The sequence below is a fragment of the Streptomyces sp. HUAS YS2 genome (assembly GCF_033343995.1).
Classification (GTDB): Bacteria; Actinomycetota; Actinomycetes; order Streptomycetales; family Streptomycetaceae; genus Streptomyces; species Streptomyces solicathayae.
Genome location: NZ_CP137573.1, coordinates 2,512,082 through 2,531,402, shown reverse-complemented (window position 1 = coordinate 2,531,402; position 19,321 = coordinate 2,512,082). Strand labels below are relative to the sequence as shown.

The 19,321-nt window shown below is 71.8% G+C and carries 18 protein-coding genes; 16 read left to right on the top strand and 2 right to left on the bottom strand.

Annotation, left to right across the window (positions count from 1 at the left end; all coding sequences use genetic code 11):
* The first annotated feature begins 53 nt into the window (after nt 1-53).
* The 11 genes from R2D22_RS11320 (at nt 54) to R2D22_RS11270 (ending at nt 11,932) form a co-directional block, all read left to right on the top strand.
* A complete protein-coding gene (locus R2D22_RS11320) occupies nt 54-719 on the top strand; it encodes an AAA family ATPase (protein ID WP_318102965.1) in 666 nt (221 codons plus the stop codon).
* Nucleotides 720-867: 148 nt separating this feature from the next.
* Nucleotides 868-1,608: an enhanced serine sensitivity protein SseB gene (locus tag R2D22_RS11315; protein WP_318102964.1), complete on the top strand. Its 741-nt coding sequence runs from the start codon at nt 868-870 to the stop codon at nt 1,606-1,608.
* A gap of 41 nt (nt 1,609-1,649) precedes the next feature.
* Nucleotides 1,650-2,441 (top strand): enhanced serine sensitivity protein SseB C-terminal domain-containing protein, encoded by a 792-nt coding sequence (locus R2D22_RS11310; protein WP_411977004.1) that lies wholly within the window; start codon nt 1,650-1,652, stop codon nt 2,439-2,441.
* A gap of 317 nt (nt 2,442-2,758) precedes the next feature.
* The gene (locus tag R2D22_RS11305; protein ID WP_318102963.1) at nt 2,759-3,757 is read left to right on the top strand and encodes an ABC transporter permease; all 999 of its coding nucleotides are present in this window, start codon (nt 2,759-2,761) and stop codon (nt 3,755-3,757) included.
* A gap of 110 nt (nt 3,758-3,867) precedes the next feature.
* Nucleotides 3,868-5,631: an ABC transporter substrate-binding protein gene (locus R2D22_RS11300; protein ID WP_318102962.1), complete on the top strand. Its 1,764-nt coding sequence runs from the start codon at nt 3,868-3,870 to the stop codon at nt 5,629-5,631.
* 113 nt (nt 5,632-5,744) lie between these two features.
* Nucleotides 5,745-6,743: an ABC transporter permease gene (locus R2D22_RS11295; protein ID WP_318102961.1), complete on the top strand. Its 999-nt coding sequence runs from the start codon at nt 5,745-5,747 to the stop codon at nt 6,741-6,743.
* On the top strand, nt 6,740-7,852 hold the full coding sequence (locus R2D22_RS11290; RefSeq protein WP_318102960.1) for an ABC transporter ATP-binding protein: 1,113 nt from the start codon (nt 6,740-6,742) through the stop codon (nt 7,850-7,852). The genes R2D22_RS11295 and R2D22_RS11290 overlap by 4 nt, the downstream gene beginning before the upstream one ends.
* The gene (locus tag R2D22_RS11285; RefSeq protein WP_411977003.1) at nt 7,849-9,012 is read left to right on the top strand and encodes an ABC transporter ATP-binding protein; all 1,164 of its coding nucleotides are present in this window, start codon (nt 7,849-7,851) and stop codon (nt 9,010-9,012) included. Before R2D22_RS11290 ends, R2D22_RS11285 begins: the two co-directional genes overlap by 4 nt.
* Before the next feature lie 67 nt (nt 9,013-9,079).
* Nucleotides 9,080-9,763 carry a trimeric intracellular cation channel family protein gene (locus R2D22_RS11280; RefSeq protein WP_318102958.1) on the top strand — a complete coding sequence of 228 codons (684 nt, stop codon included), beginning with the start codon at nt 9,080-9,082 and terminating at the stop codon, nt 9,761-9,763.
* 23 nt (nt 9,764-9,786) lie between these two features.
* Complete coding sequence (locus tag R2D22_RS11275) at nt 9,787-10,638, top strand: thioesterase family protein (protein WP_318102957.1); 852 nt, start codon at nt 9,787-9,789, stop codon at nt 10,636-10,638.
* 130 nt (nt 10,639-10,768) lie between these two features.
* Nucleotides 10,769-11,932 (top strand): cysteine desulfurase family protein, encoded by a 1,164-nt coding sequence (locus R2D22_RS11270; protein WP_318102956.1) that lies wholly within the window; start codon nt 10,769-10,771, stop codon nt 11,930-11,932.
* On the opposite strand, the gene R2D22_RS11265 is transcribed toward R2D22_RS11270, so the two are convergent.
* Nucleotides 11,925-12,584 (bottom strand): N-acetylmuramoyl-L-alanine amidase, encoded by a 660-nt coding sequence (locus R2D22_RS11265; RefSeq protein ID WP_318102955.1) that lies wholly within the window; start codon nt 12,582-12,584, stop codon nt 11,925-11,927. The genes R2D22_RS11270 and R2D22_RS11265 overlap by 8 nt on opposite strands.
* Nucleotides 12,585-12,645: 61 nt before the next feature.
* Here R2D22_RS11265 and mnmA point away from each other — a divergent pair, with 61 nt between their 5' ends.
* Nucleotides 12,646-13,791, top strand: a complete 1,146-nt coding sequence (mnmA, locus tag R2D22_RS11260; protein ID WP_318102954.1) for a tRNA 2-thiouridine(34) synthase MnmA — start codon at nt 12,646-12,648, stop codon at nt 13,789-13,791.
* Nucleotides 13,792-13,821: 30 nt separating this feature from the next.
* Here the strand turns inward: mnmA and R2D22_RS11255 are convergent, their stop codons facing one another.
* Entirely contained in the window at nt 13,822-14,631 is an 810-nt protein-coding gene (locus R2D22_RS11255) for an alpha/beta fold hydrolase (RefSeq protein WP_318102953.1), read from the bottom strand.
* A gap of 90 nt (nt 14,632-14,721) precedes the next feature.
* Here R2D22_RS11255 and R2D22_RS11250 point away from each other — a divergent pair, with 90 nt between their 5' ends.
* Genes R2D22_RS11250 through ligA form a run of 4 tightly spaced genes read left to right on the top strand, consistent with a single transcriptional unit; the run spans nt 14,722 to nt 19,203 of the window.
* Complete coding sequence (locus R2D22_RS11250) at nt 14,722-15,261, top strand: LOG family protein (protein WP_318102952.1); 540 nt, start codon at nt 14,722-14,724, stop codon at nt 15,259-15,261.
* 7 nt (nt 15,262-15,268) lie between these two features.
* Nucleotides 15,269-15,967: an SDR family oxidoreductase gene (locus R2D22_RS11245; RefSeq protein WP_318102951.1), complete on the top strand. Its 699-nt coding sequence runs from the start codon at nt 15,269-15,271 to the stop codon at nt 15,965-15,967.
* A gap of 29 nt (nt 15,968-15,996) precedes the next feature.
* Nucleotides 15,997-17,001, top strand: coding sequence for a methionine synthase (locus R2D22_RS11240; RefSeq protein ID WP_318102950.1), 1,005 nt, complete (start codon nt 15,997-15,999; stop codon nt 16,999-17,001).
* A 15-nt stretch (nt 17,002-17,016) separates the two neighbouring features.
* Nucleotides 17,017-19,203 (top strand): NAD-dependent DNA ligase LigA, encoded by a 2,187-nt coding sequence (gene ligA / locus R2D22_RS11235; protein WP_318102949.1) that lies wholly within the window; start codon nt 17,017-17,019, stop codon nt 19,201-19,203.
* Nucleotides 19,204-19,321: the final 118 nt, after the last annotated feature.

The following is a 19,321-nucleotide window of genomic DNA, read 5'->3' as shown; positions in this document are numbered from 1 at the left end:
CTCTTTACACTTCATGGGCAAGGGTCCCGAAAGACCCGGCAGGGGGAGAAGCGATGACGTGGCAGCGAACCGGCGCGATGGCGACGAACACCGGCCTACCGGCCCAGCGTGTGCGGCGCGCCGCACGGCGCGGGGCCACGCCCGTGCTGCGCGATCTGCGCGAGCGGGAGGGCCGCGGCCCTCGTGTGCTCGCCTTCCGGGAGGGCGACGTGGTGGTGGTCTCCGGGCTGCCCGGCAGCGGGAAGTCGACGCTGATCCGGCGTGCTGCGCAGGACCGCACCATCGACTCGCAGGACGTCCGTGAGCGCTGGGAGGCGAAGATGCCGCGCTTCCTGCCGTACGCCGTCTACCGCCCGCTGGTCCGGATCGCGCACTACGCCGGGCTGCGCAGCGCCCTGCGCTCCGGCGAGAGCCTCATCGTGCACGACTGCGGCACCCAGGGCTGGGTCCGCGGCTGGCTGGCCCGCGCGGCGCGCCGCCGCGGCCGCGCCATGCACCTGATCCTGCTCGACGTCACCCCCGAGACCGCCCGCGAGGGCCAGCGGGACCGGGGCCGCGGTGTCTCCGGGTACGCGTTCAGCCGGCACCGCCACGCGGTCGGCCGGCTGCTCGCCGCCGCGCAGTCGCCGCACCCGCCGGCCGGCTGCGCCACCACCACCCTGCTGGACCGCCCTGCGGCGACCGCCCTGCGCCGGATCGCCTTCCGCCGCGAGCCCTGACCGGTGCTCCGACCGGCGGCGCGGCGGAAGGGCTCCCTCCGCCGCGCCGGTGGCCTACGTCACCCCGTCCGAATCGGGGGCACCGTGCCCGCGGTGACGGTCCGCGACGTTAAGGTGCCCCGAGGACGCTCCGCCGAAGGGGAAGAACGTGGACATCGCATGGCCGGGCAACGAGCTGGAAGAGACGCTCGCCGCCTCGCTCGGCACCCCCTCCGCCGGAGCCCGTCTCGTCGAGGTCCTCGGGCGCAGCCAGGTATGGGTGCCCCTGCCGCAGGGCGGCGGCCCCGACAGCACCGTCCTCGACCTGCCCACCGTGGAGATCGACGGCGCGGCCTACGTCCCCGTCTTCAGCTCCGAGCAGCAGTTCCACGCCTGCGTCGGCGCCCCCATGGCGTACACCGTCGCCCCCGCCCGTGACTTCGCCCGCGGACTGCCGCCGCAGCTCGGCATCGCCGTGAACCCCGGCGGCACCGTCGGCGTCCCGCTGCCCCCGCCCGCCGTCGCCGAGCTGTGCCGCACCGGCCGCACCCCGCTGGACGGCCCCGCGAGCGGCGGCCGGGTCCGGCTCTTCGAACCCGACTGGCAGGACGACCCGGTCGACTTCCTCTCCGCCGCGGCCGCCGAGTTCGACGCCCTCGGCGTCGTCACCACCGCCCGCCGCGTGCTCGCCAGCGTCGAGGGCGGCGAGCCGGCGCTCTTCGTCGGCGTCCAGCTCTCCGTCTACGACGGCGTCGACCGCGACGCGCCGTTGGACGCGCTCGGCCGCGCGCTGGGGCGGGTCCAGGTCCGCTGGCCGGTGAACATCGTCCTGCTCGACGTGGCCCAGGACCCGGTGGCCGACTGGATGCTGGCCAAGGTGCGCCCCTTCTACCAGCGCGTGTACGCATAATCGGAACCGAACGGCAGACGGAAGAGGGGGCGGAACCCAGGGTGAGTGCGTCGCGCGACGCTGCGGCCGGCCGGACCGGACAGGCCGGCGGCCAGGTCGAGCACCTGATGCGCCAGGTCGCTCCCGGCCGCTTCGACGCCTACGAGGCGCTGCTCGGCGCGCTGGCCGCGGAACCGGTCTGGATGCTGCTCTGGCACGGGCAGCCCGGCTCCTCCGACGCCCAGTACGGGAACATGCAGGTCGACGGCCTCGGCTACGCGCCCTGCGTCACCTCCGCCCAGGAGCTGGCCGCCTCCGGCTGGAACCGCGCCCACGAGGTCGTCACCGGCCAGGACATCGCCCGCGCCCTCTACCCCGACCGCTGGGGCATCTGGCTCAACCCGCACGCTCCCGGCGGCGGCGTCGGCATCCCGTGGGCCGACCTGCGGCGCATCGCCACCGGTCTGGACCGGATGCCCGCCGGACCGCTGAGGCTGTCCGAGCCGGCCATCGAGATCCCGCAGTTCTACGCCCTGCTCACGCAGAACGCGCACCGCACCCCCGCCGTCCGCTCGTTGCGCCGCGCCTGGGTGCAGCCGGTGCTCGGCTCCCCGTACCTCGCCATCGGTCTCGACCTGTACGACACCTCGCCGGCCTCCGTCGAGTCCGTGCGGGCGATGATGCGGCAGTCCGTGGCCGCCGTGCCCGACGGGCTGCCGGTGTCCACGGTCGCGATGTCGGACGACCACGACCCCGTGACGATGTGGCTGCGGGCCACCGCGCGCCCGTTCTACGACCGCGAGGCGCACGCCGCGCCGTCCCGCGGGTCCGCCGGTTACGGCTATCCCCAGTGACCCTTCGGGTCGCTCGCTTCACCCCAATCACCCGTCTCACCAGGACGGTTGAGCTTTTGTCCGTTCTGGCCGAATAGCGGCCGAGTTGGTCCGCTGAGCCGATCTCCCCGTCCGCATAACGGAAGTGGGCGGACCGCATCACAGTTGCGCAAACATTCACCTTGAGGTCTGGCGGCTGATCGCAAGCCCGTTGAAGACTCCCCGGAACGCCGGGCGTTCGACCGCGTGATCGAGCGTCCAACCAGCAGTTCCACTACGCCGCCACCCGCGGCGAGGCAAGGGCCGTCCACCCGCGGCCGAGAGGGGTCCTCACCACGATGACGGCACCACTGCACGACACGAGTGCGGCCGAGACCGCCGCTGTCGACGTCGCGGCCGCAGCCCCCGCCAAAGCGATCGAAGGCCGCTCCCCGTGGCAGATCGCCTGGACTCGCCTCAAGAGGGACAAGCTGGCCCTCGCCGGCGGCGCCGTCGTGTTCTTCCTGATCCTGGTCGCGATCTTCGCGCCGCTCATCGTCGGCCTGCTCGGCCACCCGCCGAACGAGTTCCACGAGGACCAGATCGATGCGCTGTTCGGCACGCCGATCGAGCCGTACGGCGGCATCAACTCCGACTTCCTACTGGGCGTCGAGCCGGTCAACGGCCGCGACGTGTTCAGCCGGATCGTCTACGGCGCCCGGATCTCGCTCCTCGTCGCCTTCCTGGCGGCACTCTTCGCGGTCCTGCTCGGCACGGTCCTCGGCATCATCGCCGGCTACTTCGGCGGCTGGATCGACGCCGCGCTGAGCCGCGTCATGGACGTCATGCTCGCCTTCCCGCAGCTGCTCTTCACGATCGCCCTGGTCTCCGTGCTCCCCAACGACCTGCTGGGCTTCGGTGGTTCGAGCATCCGGATCGGCGCCCTGGTCGTCGTCATCGGCTTCTTCGGCTGGCCGTACGTCGGACGCATCGTCCGCGGCCAGACCCTGTCGCTGCGCAACCGCGAGTACGTCGAGGCGGCCCAGAGCCTCGGCGCCGGCCGCCTCTACATCCTGCGCCGGGAGCTGCTGCCCAACCTGGTGGCCCCGATCACCGTCTACGCGACGCTGATGATCCCCACGAACATCCTGACCGAGGCGGCCCTCAGCTTCCTCGGCGCGGGAGTCAAGCCGCCCACGGCCTCGTGGGGGCAGATGCTGTCGAAGGCCGTCAACACCTATGAATCGGACCCCCTGTTCATGGTGATCCCCGGCCTCGCGATCTTCATCACCGTGTTGGCGTTCAACCTCTTCGGCGACGGCGTGCGCGACGCGCTGGACCCGAAGGGCGCCCGCTGACCGTACGCCGGTACCGCAAGACCAGCCCCTGCCGCTGTCGACAGGAGGCACATCCCCAAACCGGCGGACCGTTTCCGACGGCCGCCATACTTCCGGAGGTTGCGAGACCCATGACACTCAACAGCCCGGCGCGGCGCCGACTCGCCGCGGGCGCACTGCTCGCCGCGGCGACCATGCTGGTCACCACCGCGTGCGGCGGCGGCGACGCCGGCGGCGACAAGGGCAACAAGGGCGCCGCGGGCTTCAACGCCGCGGTGAACAAGGTCGCCAACGCCTCCGACAAGAAGGGCGGCGAGCTGAAGTTCATCGCCTCGCAGGAGGCCGACTCGTGGGACCCGCAGCGCGGTTACTACGGCTTCGTGTGGGACTTCGCCCGCTACTACACGCGTCAGCTGGTCACCTTCAAGGCCGAGCCGGGCGCCGCCTCCACCGAGCTGGTCCCCGACCTCGCCGCCGAGGCCCCCCAGATCTCCGCCGACGGCCTGACCTACACCTTCAAGCTGCGGGACGGGATCGCCTGGGAGGACGGCAAGGCCATCACCTCCAAGGACATCAAGTACGGCATCGAGCGCATCTGGGCCCAGGACGTCATCTCCGGCGGCCCGATCTACCTGCAGCAGGTCCTCGACCCGAAGAAGACCTACACCGGTCCGTACAAGGACACCTCCGCCGACAAGCTCGGTCTGAAGGCGATCGAGACGCCGGACGACAAGACCATCATCTTCAAGCTGCCGGTCGCCAACAGCGACTTCCTGCAGATGCTGGCCATGCCCGCCGCCTCCCCGGTCCGCCAGGACAAGGACACCAAGGCCCAGTACGGTCTGAAGCCGTTCTCCTCCGGCCCGTACAAGTTCGAGTCCTACACGCCGAACAAGGCCATGAAGCTTGTCCGCAACGACAAGTGGGACCAGAAGTCGGACACCATCCGCAAGGCCCTGCCGGACAAGATCAGCGTCACGTTCACCACGAACGCCGACGACATGGACAACCGCCTGATCGAGGGCGAGTACGACGTCGACCTCAACGCCACCGGTGTCGGCCAGGCCGCCCGCGCCAAGGTGCTGCAGCAGCACAAGGAGAACGCGGACAACCCGCAGACCGGCTTCATCCGTTACGCGGTGTTCCCGCAGACGGTGATCCCGAACATCGAGTGCCGCAAGGCGATCATCTACGCCGCCGACTCCAAGTCCCTGCAGACCGCGCGTGGTGGCCCGCAGGCCGGTGGCGACATCGCCACCAACATGCTGCCCGCCGGCGTCAAGGGCTCGGACATCAAGGCCGACCCGTATGGCAAGCTCGGCGGCAAGCCGGACCTCGCCAAGGCCAAGGAGGCCCTGACGAAGTGCGGTCAGCCGAACGGCTTCAAGACCACCATCGCGGTCCGCAACAACAAGCCGATCGAGATCGCCACCGCCGAGTCCCTGCAGCAGTCGCTGAAGGCCGTCGGCATCGACGCCCAGATCGACCAGTTCGACGGTGCCCAGACCAACGGCATCATCGGCTCGCCGACCGTGGTCAAGCAGAAGAACTACGGCATCATCATCATGGGCTGGGGCGCCGACTTCCCGTCGGGCCAGGGCTTCCTGCAGCCGCTCGTCGACGGCCGCTTCATCCTGCCGAGCGGTAACAACAACTTCTCGGAGCTGAACGACCCGGCCATCAACGGCCTGTTCGACCAGGCGCTGAAGGAGACCGACCCGAACAAGGCCGGCGAGCTCTACAAGCAGATCAACACGAAGGTCTCGGAGCACGCCGTCTACCTGCCCTTCACCCACGAGAAGAACATCATCTGGCGCAGCTCGCGACTGACCAACGTCTACACGGCCGACGCGTACAACGGCCGCTACGACTACGCGTCGCTCGGCGTCAAGTAAACCCACCCGCTCCAACGGCGCACCACCCGCCGCCAGGTCCGAAGGGCAGGTGATGGCCGGGCCGGTGGCCGGGGAATCCGATCGGGTTCCCCGGCCGCCGGCCGGCCGACCGCATGCTTGCATACATAGTCCGACGGCTCTTCGCCGTCGTCGTGATGCTGCTCGTCGTCACGTTCGTGACGCTCGGCATCTTCTTCCTGATCCCCAAGCTGACCGGCAGCGACCCTGCCGCGATGTTCGTCGGCAAGCAGGCGGATCCGGCCTCCATCGAGGGCGTCCGGCAGAAGCTGGGCCTGGACGACCCGATCCTGGTGCAGTTCTGGCACTTCGTCTCGGGCATCTTCGTCGGCCGTGACTACGTCGGCGGCGGCGACACGATCCACTGCGCGGCGCCGTGCTTCGGCTACTCGTTCAAGACCGAGCAGGACGTCTGGCTCATGCTGGTCGACCGCATCCCCGTCACCGTCTCCATGGTCCTCGGCGCGGCCGTGCTGTGGCTGGTCATGGGCGTCAGCACCGGCGTGGTCTCCGCGCTCCGGCGCGGCACCATGATCGACCGGGCGGCGATGGTCACGGCGCTCGCCGGCGTCTCGCTCCCCATCTACTTCACCGCCATGCTGGCGCTGCTCGTCTTCCGCATCCAGCTCGGCTGGCTGGACGCCAAGTGGGTCCCGTTCACCGAGTCGCCCGGATCGTGGTTCATGGGCCTGCTCCTGCCGTGGGTCACCCTCGCCTTCCTGTACGCGGCGATGTACGCCCGGCTCACCCGCGCCACCATGCTGGAGGTGCTCGGCGAGGACTACATCCGCACCGCCCGCGCGAAGGGCCTCACGGAGCCGGTGGTGCTCGGCAAGCACGCCATGCGCTCCACGATGACCCCCATCCTGACCATCTTCGGCATGGACCTCGGCGCTCTCATCGGCGGCGCGATCCTGACCGAGACCGCGTTCAACCTGCCCGGCCTCGGCAGCGCGGCCTTCAAGGCGGTCGGCGACCGCGACCTGCCGCTGATCCTGGCGGTCACCCTGATCACCGCGGCCGCCGTGGTCGTCATGAACCTCGTCGTGGACCTCATGTACGCCGTGATCGACCCCCGAGTGAGGCTCGCATGACCGAGATGTCGAAGACCGGAACCGCGACGGCGGCAGAGCCCGTTCGTTCCGCGCCGTCCGACGCGTTCCTGGACGTACGCGACCTGAAGATCCACTTCCCGACCGACGACGGCCTGGTCAAGTCGGTCGACGGCCTCACCTTCCAGCTGGAGAAGGGCAAGACCCTCGGCATCGTGGGCGAGTCCGGTTCCGGCAAGTCGGTGACCTCGCTCGGCATCATGGGCCTGCACACCGTCGGCCAGTACGGCCGGCAGAAGGCGCAGATCTCCGGCGAGATCTGGCTGAACGGGCAGGAGCTGCTCTCCGCCGACCCGGACACCGTGCGCCGCCTCCGCGGCCGCGAGATGGCGATGATCTTCCAGGACCCGCTGTCCGCGATGCACCCGTACTACACGGTGGGCAACCAGATCGTGGAGGCGTACCGGGTCCACCACGACGTCGACAAGAAGACCGCCAAGCGGCGTGCGATCGAACTGCTCGACCGGGTCGGCATCCCCGAGCCGGCCAAGCGCTTCTCCAACTACCCGCACGAGTTCTCCGGCGGTATGCGCCAGCGCGCGATGATCGCGATGGCGTTGGTCAACAACCCCGAGCTGCTGATCGCCGACGAGCCGACGACGGCCCTGGACGTGACCGTCCAGGCGCAGATCCTCGACCTGATCCGGGACCTGCAGAAGGAGTTCGGCTCCGCGGTCGTCATCATCACGCACGACCTCGGCGTGGTCGCCGAGATCGCCGACGACATCCTCGTGATGTACGGCGGCCGGTGCGTGGAGCGCGGCTCGGCGGAGTCCGTCTTCTACGAGCCGCAGCACCCCTACACCTGGGGCCTGCTCGGTTCCATGCCGCGGATCGACCGGGAGCAGACCGACCGGCTCATCCCGGTCAAGGGCAACCCGCCCAGCCTCATCAACGTCCCGAGCGGCTGCGCCTTCAACCCGCGCTGCCCGTACGCGGACGTGCCGAAGGGCGGCATCACCCGGACGGAGCGCCCCGAGCTGAAGCTCGCGACGGGCGGCGAGTCCGGCGGCCGGCACTACTCCGCCTGCCACATGTCGCAGGAGGAGCGGACCCGGATCTGGACCGAAGAGATTGCGCCGAAGCTGTGACCGACAAAAGTGACGTGACGATCCCGGCGCAGGCGACCTCCTCGCCGGAGGCGCCCGAGGCACTGCTCCGGGTCGAGGGCCTGACGAAGCACTTCCCCATCAAGAAGGGCCTGCTGCAGCGGCAGGTCGGCGCCGTGAAGGCGGTCGACGGGATCTCCTTCGACGTGCGACCGGGGGAGACCCTGGGCGTCGTCGGCGAGTCCGGCTGCGGCAAGTCGACGATGGGCCGGCTGATCACCCGGCTCCTCGAACCGACCGGCGGCAAGGTCGAGTTCCAGGGGACGGACATCTCGCACCTGGGCGTGGCGAAGATGCGCCCGCTGCGGCGGGACATCCAGATGATCTTCCAGGACCCGTACGGCTCACTGAACCCCCGGCACACCGTCGGCTCGATCGTCTCCGCGCCGTTCGTGCTGCAGGGCGTCCAGCCGGAGGGCGGCGTGAAGAAGGAGGTCCAGCGGCTGCTCGGCCTGGTGGGCCTCAACCCGGAGCACTACAACCGCTACCCGCACGAGTTCTCCGGCGGTCAGCGGCAGCGCATCGGCATCGCGCGGGCGCTGGCGCTCAAGCCGAAGCTGGTGGTCGCGGACGAGCCGGTCTCCGCGCTCGACGTGTCGATCCAGGCGCAGGTGGTGAACCTCCTGGACGACCTCCAGGAGGAGCTGGGCCTGACCTACGTGATCATCGCGCACGACCTGTCGGTCATCCGGCACGTGTCGGACCGGATCGCGGTCATGTACCTCGGCAAGATCGTGGAGCTGGCGGACCGCAAGTCGCTGTACGAGTCGCCGATGCACCCGTACACCAAGGCCCTGATGTCCGCGGTCCCGATCCCGGACCCGCGGCGACGGGGCGCGAAGACCGACCGGATCCTGCTGAAGGGCGACGTCCCGTCGCCCATCAAGCCGCCGGCCGGCTGCCGCTTCCACACCCGCTGCTGGAAGGCCACGGAGATCTGCAAGACCCAGGAGCCCCCGCTCCTGGAGCTGCGCCCCGGCCAGCAGGTCGCCTGCCATCACCCGGAGGGTGTGGCGGCGGCGCCTGAGGTCATCGAGGTGACGGTCGCGAAGCCGGCGGAGGAGCCCGCGGCGGAGTCCGCGGCGGAGTCCGCCCCGGAGGCGGAGGCGCCCTCGAAGGACGACGAGGCCCCGGAGAAGTAGCCCGGGTGGCAACGGTGCGGCGGGGCCGGGGAATCCGGCCCGGCCCCGCGCACCGCACAATGGGCGCGTGCTCCACGAACTGTTCACCCCGTCCGTCCAACACGCGCTCGACCTCGTCGGGATCTTCGTCTTCGCGATCTCCGGCGCCCTGCTCGCCGTCCGGAAGAACTTCGACGTCTTCGGCATCGCCGTCCTCGCCGAGGTGACCGCGCTCGGCGGCGGTCTCTTCCGCGATCTGGTCATCGGCGCCGTGCCGCCGGCCGCGTTCTCCGACCTCGGGTACTTCCTCACCCCGCTCGTCGCCACGGTCCTCGTCTTCTTCCTCCATCCCGAGGTGGAGCGCACCCAGACGGCCGTCAACGTCTTCGACGCCGCGGGACTCGGACTGTTCTGTGTGACCGGCACGACCAAGGCGTACGACTACGGGCTCGGCCTGACCTCCTCCGCCGCGCTCGGTCTCGCCACCGCCGTCGGCGGCGGTGTGCTGCGGGACGTCCTGGCCAACGAGGTGCCCTCGCTGCTCCGCTGGGACCGCGACCTGTACGCCGTGCCCGCGATCGTCGGCGCGACGATGGTCGTGCTCTGCATCCGTTTCGACTCGCTCAACGCCCTCACCAGCGGCCTCGCCGTGCTCGTGGCGTTCGCGCTGCGGCTGCTCGCCATGCGCTACCACTGGCGCGCCCCGCGCGCCTGGAACCGGCGGTCCAACGCCCGCGAGGAGCCCGAGACCGAGAAAGCTACCGCTCAGTAGTTACTTGTTGTACCGTGCATCGCATGGCACAGGCAGCTCAGGCACTCATCGGCGACAGCGAGTTCGACCGCGACACCGCCGTCACCCTTCGCGAGCCCGGCGTCTACGACGCCGACCTCTCCGCCGGCTGGACGATCATCCAGGCCGTCAACGGCGGCTACCTCCTCGCCCTGCTCGGCCGTGCCCTGGGCGAGGCCCTGCCGCACCCGGACCCGTTCTCGGTCTCCGCGCACTACCTGACCCCGTCCGTGCCCGGCCCCGCGGTGATCCGGACCGAGGTCGTCCGCACCGGCCGCACGCTCTCCACCGGCCAGGCGTCCCTCTTCCAGTTCGCCGAGGACGGCACCGAGGTCGAGCGCATCCGCGTGCTCGCCTCGTACGGAGACCTCGACGCGCTGCCCGACGACGTCCGCACCACCGCCACGCCCCCGGCGATCCCGCCGCGCGAGCACTGCTTCGGCCCCGCCGACGGCCCGGCCCGGCCCGCGATCCCCGGCTCCTCCGCCATCACCGACCGTCTCGACATCAAGCTCGACCCGGCCTGCGTGGGCTGGGCGGTCGGCGCGCCGTCCGGCAAGGGCGAGATGCGGGCCTGGTTCGGGCTCGCGGACGGCCGCGACGCCGACCCGTACTCCCTGCTGCTCACCGTCGACGCGCTGCCGCCCACCTCCTTCGAGCTGGGCCTCAAGGGCTGGACCCCGACCGTCGAGCTCACCACCCACATCCGCTGCCGCCCGGCCCCCGGCCCGCTGCGCGTCTCCATCACCACCCGCAACCTGGCCGGCGGCTTCCTGGAGGAGGACGCCGAGGTCTGGGACAGCGCCGATCGCCTCGTCGCCCAGTCCCGCCAACTCGCCCGCGCCCCGCGCGACTGAAGGCCCTGGAGTCCGGTCGGTGAAGTCCGACCGGCTCGCGACCGCCGCGGCCGAGGCGGTGGCGCTGTACGGCGCGAACCGGCCAGGGGGAGCCGAGGGGCCCGCGGCGGGCTCGTAGAATCGACGCACCATGGCTTACCTCGACCACGCCGCGACCACTCCGATGCTGCCGGAGGCGGTCGAGGCGATGACCGCCCAGCTCGTCGTGACCGGCAACGCCTCCTCGCTGCACGCCGCCGGCCGCCGTGCCCGGCGCGCCGTCGAGGAGGGCCGCGAGGCCCTGGCCGCCTCGCTCGGCGCACGGCCCAGCGAGGTCGTGTTCACCTCCGGCGGCACCGAGGCCGACAACCTCGCCGTCAAGGGCCTGTACTGGGCCCGCCGGGACGCCGACCCGCGCCGCACCCGCGTCCTCGCCAGCCCCGTCGAGCACCACGCCGTGCTCGACGCCGTCGACTGGCTCGGTCAGCACGAAGGCGCGACCGTCGAGTACCTGCCCGTCGACCGGTACGGGCGGGTCCACCCCGACGCGCTGCGCGAGGCGATCGCCCGGGACCCCGAGTCCGTCGCGCTGGCCACCGTGATGTGGGCCAACAACGAGATCGGCACGATCATGCCGGTCCGTGAACTCGCCGACGTCGCCGCCGAGTTCGGCGTCCCGCTGCACGCGGACGCGGTCCAGGCCTTCGGCCAGGTTCCGGTCGACTTCGCCGCGTCGGGCCTCGCCGCGCTGACCGTCTCCGGTCACAAGATCGGCGGTCCGTACGGCATCGGCGCGCTGCTCCTCGGCCGGGAGTACAGCCCCGTGCCCGTGCTGCACGGCGGTGGCCAGGAGCGACACGTCCGCTCCGGCACCCTCGACGTGCCCGCCGTCGCCGCGTTCGCCGTCGCCGGGCGGCTGGCCGCCGAGCTGCGCGAGGAGTACGCCCGCGAGGTCGGCGCGCTCCGCGACGAGCTGGTCGCGGCCGTCCGCGCCACCGTCCCGGACGCGATCCTCGGCGGCGACCCGGTCGACCGGCTGCCCGCCAACGCCCACTTCACCTTCCCCGGCTGCGAGGGCGACTCGCTCCTGCTGCTCCTCGACGCGGCGGGCATCGAGTGCTCCACCGGCTCCGCCTGCACCGCCGGCGTCGCCCAGCCCAGCCACGTCCTGCTCGCCACCGGCACCGACCCGGACCTGGCCCGGGGCACCCTGCGCTTCACCCTCGGCCACACCTCCACCAAGGAGGACGTGGCGGCGGTGGCCGAGGCGATCGGCCCGGCGGTCGAACGGGCGCGGACGGCCGGACTCAGCTGAGCTTCGCCCGCGCCGCCCGGACCAGGGGGAGGTAGCGGTCCCAGTCCCAGTGCGGGCCCGGGTCCGTGTGGTCCGTGCCCTCGACCTCCACGTGCCCGATGATGTGCTTCCGGTCGACGGGTATGCCGTACCGCGCGCATATCCCGGCCGTCAGCGCCGCCGACGCCGCGTACATCGCCGGCGTGAAGTCCTGCGGCCGGTCCACGAAGCCCTCGTGCTCGATGCCGACGCTCCGCTCGTTCATCGACCGGTCCCCGGCGTGGAAGGCCACGTCGAGCTCTCGGATCATCTGGGCGACCCGGCCGTCCTTCCCGACCACGTAGTGCGCCGCCGCCCCGTGGCCCGGGTTCTTGAACACCTTCAGGGCCGTCGCATAGCTGCCCTGCACCACGTGGATCACCACCCGGTCGATGACGTAGTCGTCCGGCCGGTCCGCCCGCCGCCAGTTCGCCCGGGCCGCCGCCGTCCACACCGCGCCCTTGTGGTCCAGCTCGCCTTGGACCCGCTTCCTCTCCGTCCCCGGCAGCCGCCACCAGGCACGCCGCAGCTCGTCCCGTGCCAGCACAGCCGTGCCCACCAGCGCGGCCCCGCCGCCCAACAGCACGGTGCGTCGCCCCACCCCGCCCCGCCCGCCGGTCTTTTCGCTCCCCATGTGATCCAGAACGCTTACCGCCACGACCACGGTTCCCGCGGACCCGTACCCTGGGAGGGCTATGACTGAGACTCGCCAGCCGACTTCCCCGCGCCCCCGCCCCCTCCGCGTCCTGGCCGCCATGTCCGGCGGCGTGGACTCCGCCGTCGCCGCCGCCCGGGCCGCCGAAGCCGGGCACGACGTCACCGGCGTGCACCTGGCGCTGTCGGCGAACCCGCAGTCCTTCCGCACCGGTGCACGCGGCTGCTGCACCATCGAGGACTCGCGCGACGCCCGCCGCGCCGCCGACGTCATCGGCATCCCGTTCTACGTCTGGGACCTCGCCGAGCGTTTCCGCGAGGACGTCGTCGACGACTTCGTCGCCGAGTACGAGGCGGGCCGCACCCCCAACCCGTGCCTGCGCTGCAACGAGAAGATCAAGTTCGCGGCGCTGCTCGACAAGGCGCTCGCGCTCGGCTTCGACGCCGTCTGCACCGGCCACTACGCCACCGTCGTGCTGAACGAGGACGGCTCGCGCGAGCTGCACCGCGCCGCCGACATGGCCAAGGACCAGTCGTACGTGCTCGGCGTCCTGGACGAGAAGCAGCTCGCGCACGCGATGTTCCCGCTCGGCGACACCCTCACCACCAAGGACGAGATCCGGGCGGAGGCGGAGCGGCGCGGGCTCGCGGTCGCCAAGAAGCCGGACAGCCACGACATCTGCTTCATCGCCGACGGCGACACCCAGGGCTTCCTCGCCGCCCGCCTGGGCAAGGCCGAGGGCGACATCGTCGACGAGTCCGGCACGAAGGTCGGCAGCCACGAGGGCGCGTACGGCTTCACCATCGGCCAGCGCAAGGGCCTGCGGATCGGCCATCCCGCCGCGGACGGCAAGCCGCGCTACGTCCTCGACATCTCGCCGGTGAACAACACGGTCACGGTCGGCCCGGCCGAGGCGCTCGACGTCACCGCGCTGACCGCGATCAAGCCCCGCTGGTGCGGCCGGGCCCCGGAGGGCTCCGGCACGTACACGGCCCAGCTGCGCGCGCACGGCGGCGAGACCGAGGTGACGGCCGAGCTGGTGGACGGCGAGCTGCGGGTCGCCTTCGCCGAGCCGGTCCGCGGCGTGGCCCCCGGCCAGGCGATCGTGCTGTACGACGGCACCCGCGTGGTCGGCTCCGCCACGATCGCGACGACCGTCCGCCGTACGGCGCCGACACCGGCGTAGCCCGCCCGGGCGGGGCCGGGCCGGCCCCGGTCAGTCCTCCGCGTAGAACTCCGCGAGCACCGGCGCCAGGACGTGCGGCGCCACCATGTGGGTCTGGCCCGTCAGCGTGCGGTGCCGGCCCCGGGGAAGCGCGGTGGCCACGGCGCCGGCCGCCTCGCGCATCCACAGCGGGCTCGCGCCGCCGTCCACCACCAGGGTGCGGGTGTGCACCCCGGCCAGCCGTTCCGTCGGCACCAGGCCGTCGCCCAGCACCGCGTGGTCGTACGCGAGGGTGTGCGCGACCTCGCGCAGCCCGGGCCAGGCCGGGGAGCCACGCATCCCGGCGAGCGCCTCCGGCGGCATCGCCCCGGACAGGAACAGCTCCAGGGCCGCGTCCCGCGCGCCCTTGTCCAGCAGCTCCGTCAGCCGCGCCGTGTGCGCCGCGAAGACCGCCCCGGCCGCCGGATCGGCTGAGTACGGCGGCTCGAACACCGAGAGCCGGGCGATCGGCAGGCCCGCGGCCGCCGCGGCCAGGGCGAGCGCGCCGCCCGACGACGTCCCGTGCACCGCCGCGCCGTCGCCCGCCTCGCCGAGTACCGCCGCCAGGTCCTCGATCTCCCGCTCCACCGAGTACGCCGGGCCGTCGCCGCTGGCGCCGCGGCCCCGCCGGTCGTACGCGACCACCGTGTGCCGCGGTGCGAGCAGCCCGGCCAGCGGGAGTTCCGCCCCTGCCGTGCACAGCGCCCCGCTCACCAGGACGAGCGGCGGCCCGTCGCCGTACCGCTCGTACGCGATCCGTGTCCCGTCCGGCGCCGTGACCTGCCCCCGGGACCTGCTCAGCGTGGAGTTCACCTCGTCCATGCCAGGGCAGACCGCGGGCGTCGCCGGAACTCATCGGTCCCGGGCGGCATTTCTCGCGGGAGTGTCGGCGGCAGGCCCTACGGTGGGGGGATGAACATCTGCGTCTTCCTCTCCGCCGCCGACCTCGACGAGCGCTACACCCGCCCTGCCCGTGAGTTCGCCGAACTGCTCGGCAAGGGTGGCCACACCCTGGTCTGGGGCGGTTCGGACGTCGGCCTGATGAAGGTCGTGGCGGACGGCGTGCAGGAGAACGGCGGCCGGCTCGTCGGCATCTCGGTGGAGTTCCTGGCGTACAAGGCCCGTGAGCAGGCCGACGAGATGATCACCGCCAAGGACCTCGCCGAGCGCAAGGCGCTGCTCCTGGAGAAGTCGGACGCGATCGTGGTCATGGTCGGCGGCACCGGCACGCTCGACGAGGCCACCGACGTGCTGGAGCTGAAGAAGCACGGCAAGCACGCCAAGCCGGTGGTGGTCCTGAACACGGAGGGGTTCTACGACGGGCTCAAGGACCAGTTCCGGCGGATGGACGAGGAGGGCTTCCTGCCGCTCCCGCTGACCGACCTGGTCTTCTTCGCCGAGGACGGCGTCTCGGCGCTCGCCTACCTGGAGGAGAGCGTGGGCATCCAGTAGTGCGAGCATGGCCGCTATGGCTACTCATGTGATCACCGGAGCCGGCTCCGGCATCGGGGCTGCGGTCGCCCGCCGCCTGCACGCGCGCGGCGACGAGCTGGTGCTGCACGCCCGCGACGCGGGCCGCGCCAAGGAACTCGCCGCCGCGTTCCCGGGCTCCCGCACCCTCGTCGGCGACCTCGCCGACCCGGACCGGCTGTCCTGGGCCTTCTCGCACCAGACCATGCCCGAGCGGGTCGACACCCTGCTGCACATCGCGGGCGTCGTGGAGCTCGGCCCGGTCGGCGACCTCACCCCGAAGACCTGGCACCACCAGCTGAACGTCAACCTGATCGCCCCGGCCGAGCTGACCCGGCACCTGCTGCCCCAGCTGCGGGTCTCACAGGGCCACGTGGTGTTCGTGAACTCCGGTGCCGGGCTCGCCGCGCACGCCGACTGGAGCGCGTACGCGGCCTCCAAGCACGGCCTGAAGGCGCTCGCCGACTCGCTGCGCCAGGAGGAGCACGCCAATGGCGTCCGGGTCACCTCCGTCTACCCGGGCCGGACCGCCAGCCCGATGCAGGCGAAGGTGCACCGCCAGGAGGGCAAGGAGTACGACGCGTCCCGCTGGATCGACCCCGAGTCGGTCGCCACGACGATCGTCACCGCGATCGACCTGCCGCGCGACGCCGAGATCAACGACCTGACGGTCCGTCCGGGGCGGTAGTGGCGGGACCGCCCGCGTAGGCTTCCCGGGTGAGCGAGAAGAGCGACTTCACCTGGGGGCCCGCGACCGGCGTCGGGTCCATGCCCGGCGGCGACGCGCGCGAGGCCGCCAAGACCGTCACCGGGTCCTTCGAGGACTTCCCGTACCTCGCGGAGCTGCCCGCCCGCGGGCCCGGCGCGGACATGATCGGGCGGACGATCGGGCTGCTCGTCGAGATGTACGCCCATGTCGAGCCGAGCGGCTGGCGGGTCAGCGACCGGCCCGGCCGCGACACCCGGCGCGCCCGCTCCTGGCTCGGCGAGGACCTCGACGCGCTGGAGGAGTTCACCCAGGGCTACGAGGGCCCGCTGAAGGTCCAGGCCGTCGGGCCGTGGACGCTCGCCGCCGCCCTGGAGCTGCGCGGCGGCGAGGCCGCGCTCGGCGACGCAGGTGCCTGCCGGGACCTCGCGGGCTCGCTCGCCGAAGGACTCCGCGGTCACCTCGCCGAACTGCGCAAGCGGGTGCCGGGGGCCGACCTGGTGCTCCAGCTCGACGAGCCCTCCCTCACCGCCGTGCTGCGCGGACAGGTCCGCACCGCCAGCGGCTACCGCACGTACCGGGCCGTGGACCGGCAGGTCGTGGAGAGCGCGCTGCGGGACGTGATCGCCGTTCACGACGGCCCGGTCGTGGTCCACTCGTGCGCCCCGGACGTGCCGTTCGCCCTGCTTCGCAGGGCCGGCGTGGCGGGTGTCTCGTTCGATTTCGGGCTCCTCACCGAACGTGACGAGGAGCCGATCGGCGAGGCCGTGGAAGCCGGCACGAAGCTCTTCGCAGGCGTGGTGCCGTCCACCGACGCCGCATTGTCCGACCCGGGCGGTAGCGTCATGGGTGTCAGGACGCTGTGGCGCAGGCTGGGGCTGAATCCGGGGACTCTGGCGGAGTCCGTCGTGGTCACCCCCTCGTGCGGGCTCGCGGGCGCTTCGCCCGCTTATGCCCGGGCGGCGCTCGCCCACTGCGTCCGTGCGGCGAGATCGCTCGCGGACAACCCTGAGTGACGGGAGGACGAAACGGTGGCTGTCGAACAGGGGGCCCTGCCCGCCGACGTGCGGGAGCAGCACGCACAGCTGGCCGAGCAGGTCGAGGAGCACCGCTTCCGGTACTACGTGAAGGACCAGCCGGTCGTCAGTGACGCGGAGTTCGACAGGCTCCTGCGCGCCCTCGAGGCGCTGGAGGACGAGTACCCGGCGCTGCGCACGCCCGACTCGCCGACCCAGAAGGTCTCCGGGGACTACGAGACGGGCCTCGCGAAGGTCGACCACCGGGAGCGGATGCTCTCGCTCGACAACGCCTTCGACGACGCGGAGCTCGCCGCCTGGGCGGAGCGCGTCGCGCGGGACGTCGGCGCGTCCGGGTACCACTTCCTGTGCGAGCTGAAGGTCGACGGCCTGGCGGTCAACCTCACGTACGAGAAGGGCCGGCTGACCCGGGCCGCCACCCGGGGCAACGGCACCACGGGCGAGGACATCACGCCCAACGCCCGGACGATCCAGGGCATTCCGGACCGACTCAAGGGCGACCGGATCCCGGACCTCGTGGAGATCCGCGGCGAGGTCTACTTCCCGATGGAGAAGTTCGAGGAGCTGAACGCCCGCCGGATCGCCGCCGGCGAGCAGCCGTACGCCAACCCGCGCAACTCCGCCTCGGGTTCGCTGCGCCAGAAGGACCCCCGGGTCACCGCCACGCTGCCGCTGCGCATGGTCGTGCACGGCCTCGGTGCCCGCGACGGCCTGGACATCGCCCGGCTCTCCGAGGCGTACGAGCTGCTCCACGAGTGGGGCCTGCCGACCGCCCGGCACAACCGGGTGGTCGACTCGCTGGCGGGCGTGCGCGAGTTCATCGCGTACTTCGGCGAGAACCGGCACTCCGTCGAGCACGAGATCGACGGCGTGGTCGTGAAGCTGGACGAGATCCCGCTCCAGGGTCGGCTGGGCTCGACGGCGCGCGCGCCGCGCTGGGCGATCGCCTGGAAGTACCCGCCGGAGGAGGTCAACACCAAGCTGGTCGACATCAAGGTCGGCGTCGGCCGGACCGGCCGGGTCACGCCGTACGCGCAGGTCGAGCCGGTCACGGTGGCCGGGTCCGAGGTCGAGTTCGCCACCCTGCACAACCAGGACGTGGTGAAGCTCAAGGGCGTGCTGATCGGCGACACGGTGGTGCTGCGCAAGGCGGGCGACGTGATCCCGGAGATCCTCGGCCCGGTCGTCGACCTGCGGGACGGCACGGAGCGCGAGTTCGTCATGCCGGCCGAGTGTCCCGAGTGCGGTACGCCGCTGCGGGCCATGAAGGAGGGCGACATCGACCTGCGCTGCCCGAACGCCCGGACCTGCCCGGCCCAGCTTCGGGAGCGCGTCTCCTACCTCGCCGGCCGCGAGTGCCTGGACATCGAGAACTTCGGCGAGGTGGCGGCGGCGGCGCTGACCCGCCCGCTGGAGCCGGCCGAGCCGGCGCTGCGCGACGAGGGCGACCTGTTCGACCTGACGATCGAGCAGCTGCTGCCGATCAAGGCGTACGTGCGCGACCAGGACAGCGGGCTGCCCAAGCGGGACCCGAAGACCGGCGAGGCGAAGGTCGTCACGGTCTTCGCCAACCAGAAGGGCGAGCCGAAGAAGAACGCGCTGGCGATGCTGGCGAACATCGAGGCCGCCAAGCAGCGTCCGCTCGCCCGCTTCCTCAACGGCCTGTCGATCCGGCACGTGGGTCCGGTCGCGGCCCAGGCGCTGGCCCGCGAGTTCCGCTCCATCGACCGCATCGACGCGGCCACCGAGCAGGAGCTGGCGGCCACCGAGGGCGTCGGCCCGATCATCGCGGCCGCGGTGAAGCAGTGGTTCGCCGAGGACTGGCACCGCGAGATCCTGCGCAAGTGGCGGGAGGCCGGGGCCCGGACGGAGGACGAGGGGGCCGGCGAGGACGAGGGCCCGCGTCCGCTGGAGGGGCTGACGGTCGTCGTCACCGGCACCCTGGAGAACCACACCAGGGATGGCGCAAAAGAGGCGTTGCAGAGCCGCGGAGCGAAGGTGACCGGTTCCGTTTCGAAGAAGACCGACTTTGTCGTTGTGGGTGACAACCCGGGGTCCAAATACGACAAGGCGATGCAGCTGAAGGTTCCGGTTCTGAACGAGGAAGGCTTCGCGGTGCTGCTGGAACAGGGTCCGGAGGCCGCCCGGGAGGCCGCGGTCCCGGTGCCCGAGGCCGGCTGAGCGGGCGCCCGGGCCGGCCCGGAGCTCACCCGTTCAGCGCATACCAGATCGTTACGGGTGGCCGGGTCGCATTCGGGCAAGACCTGTAGAGCGCTGCCCGCAGGGGGCTCCCGCGTCC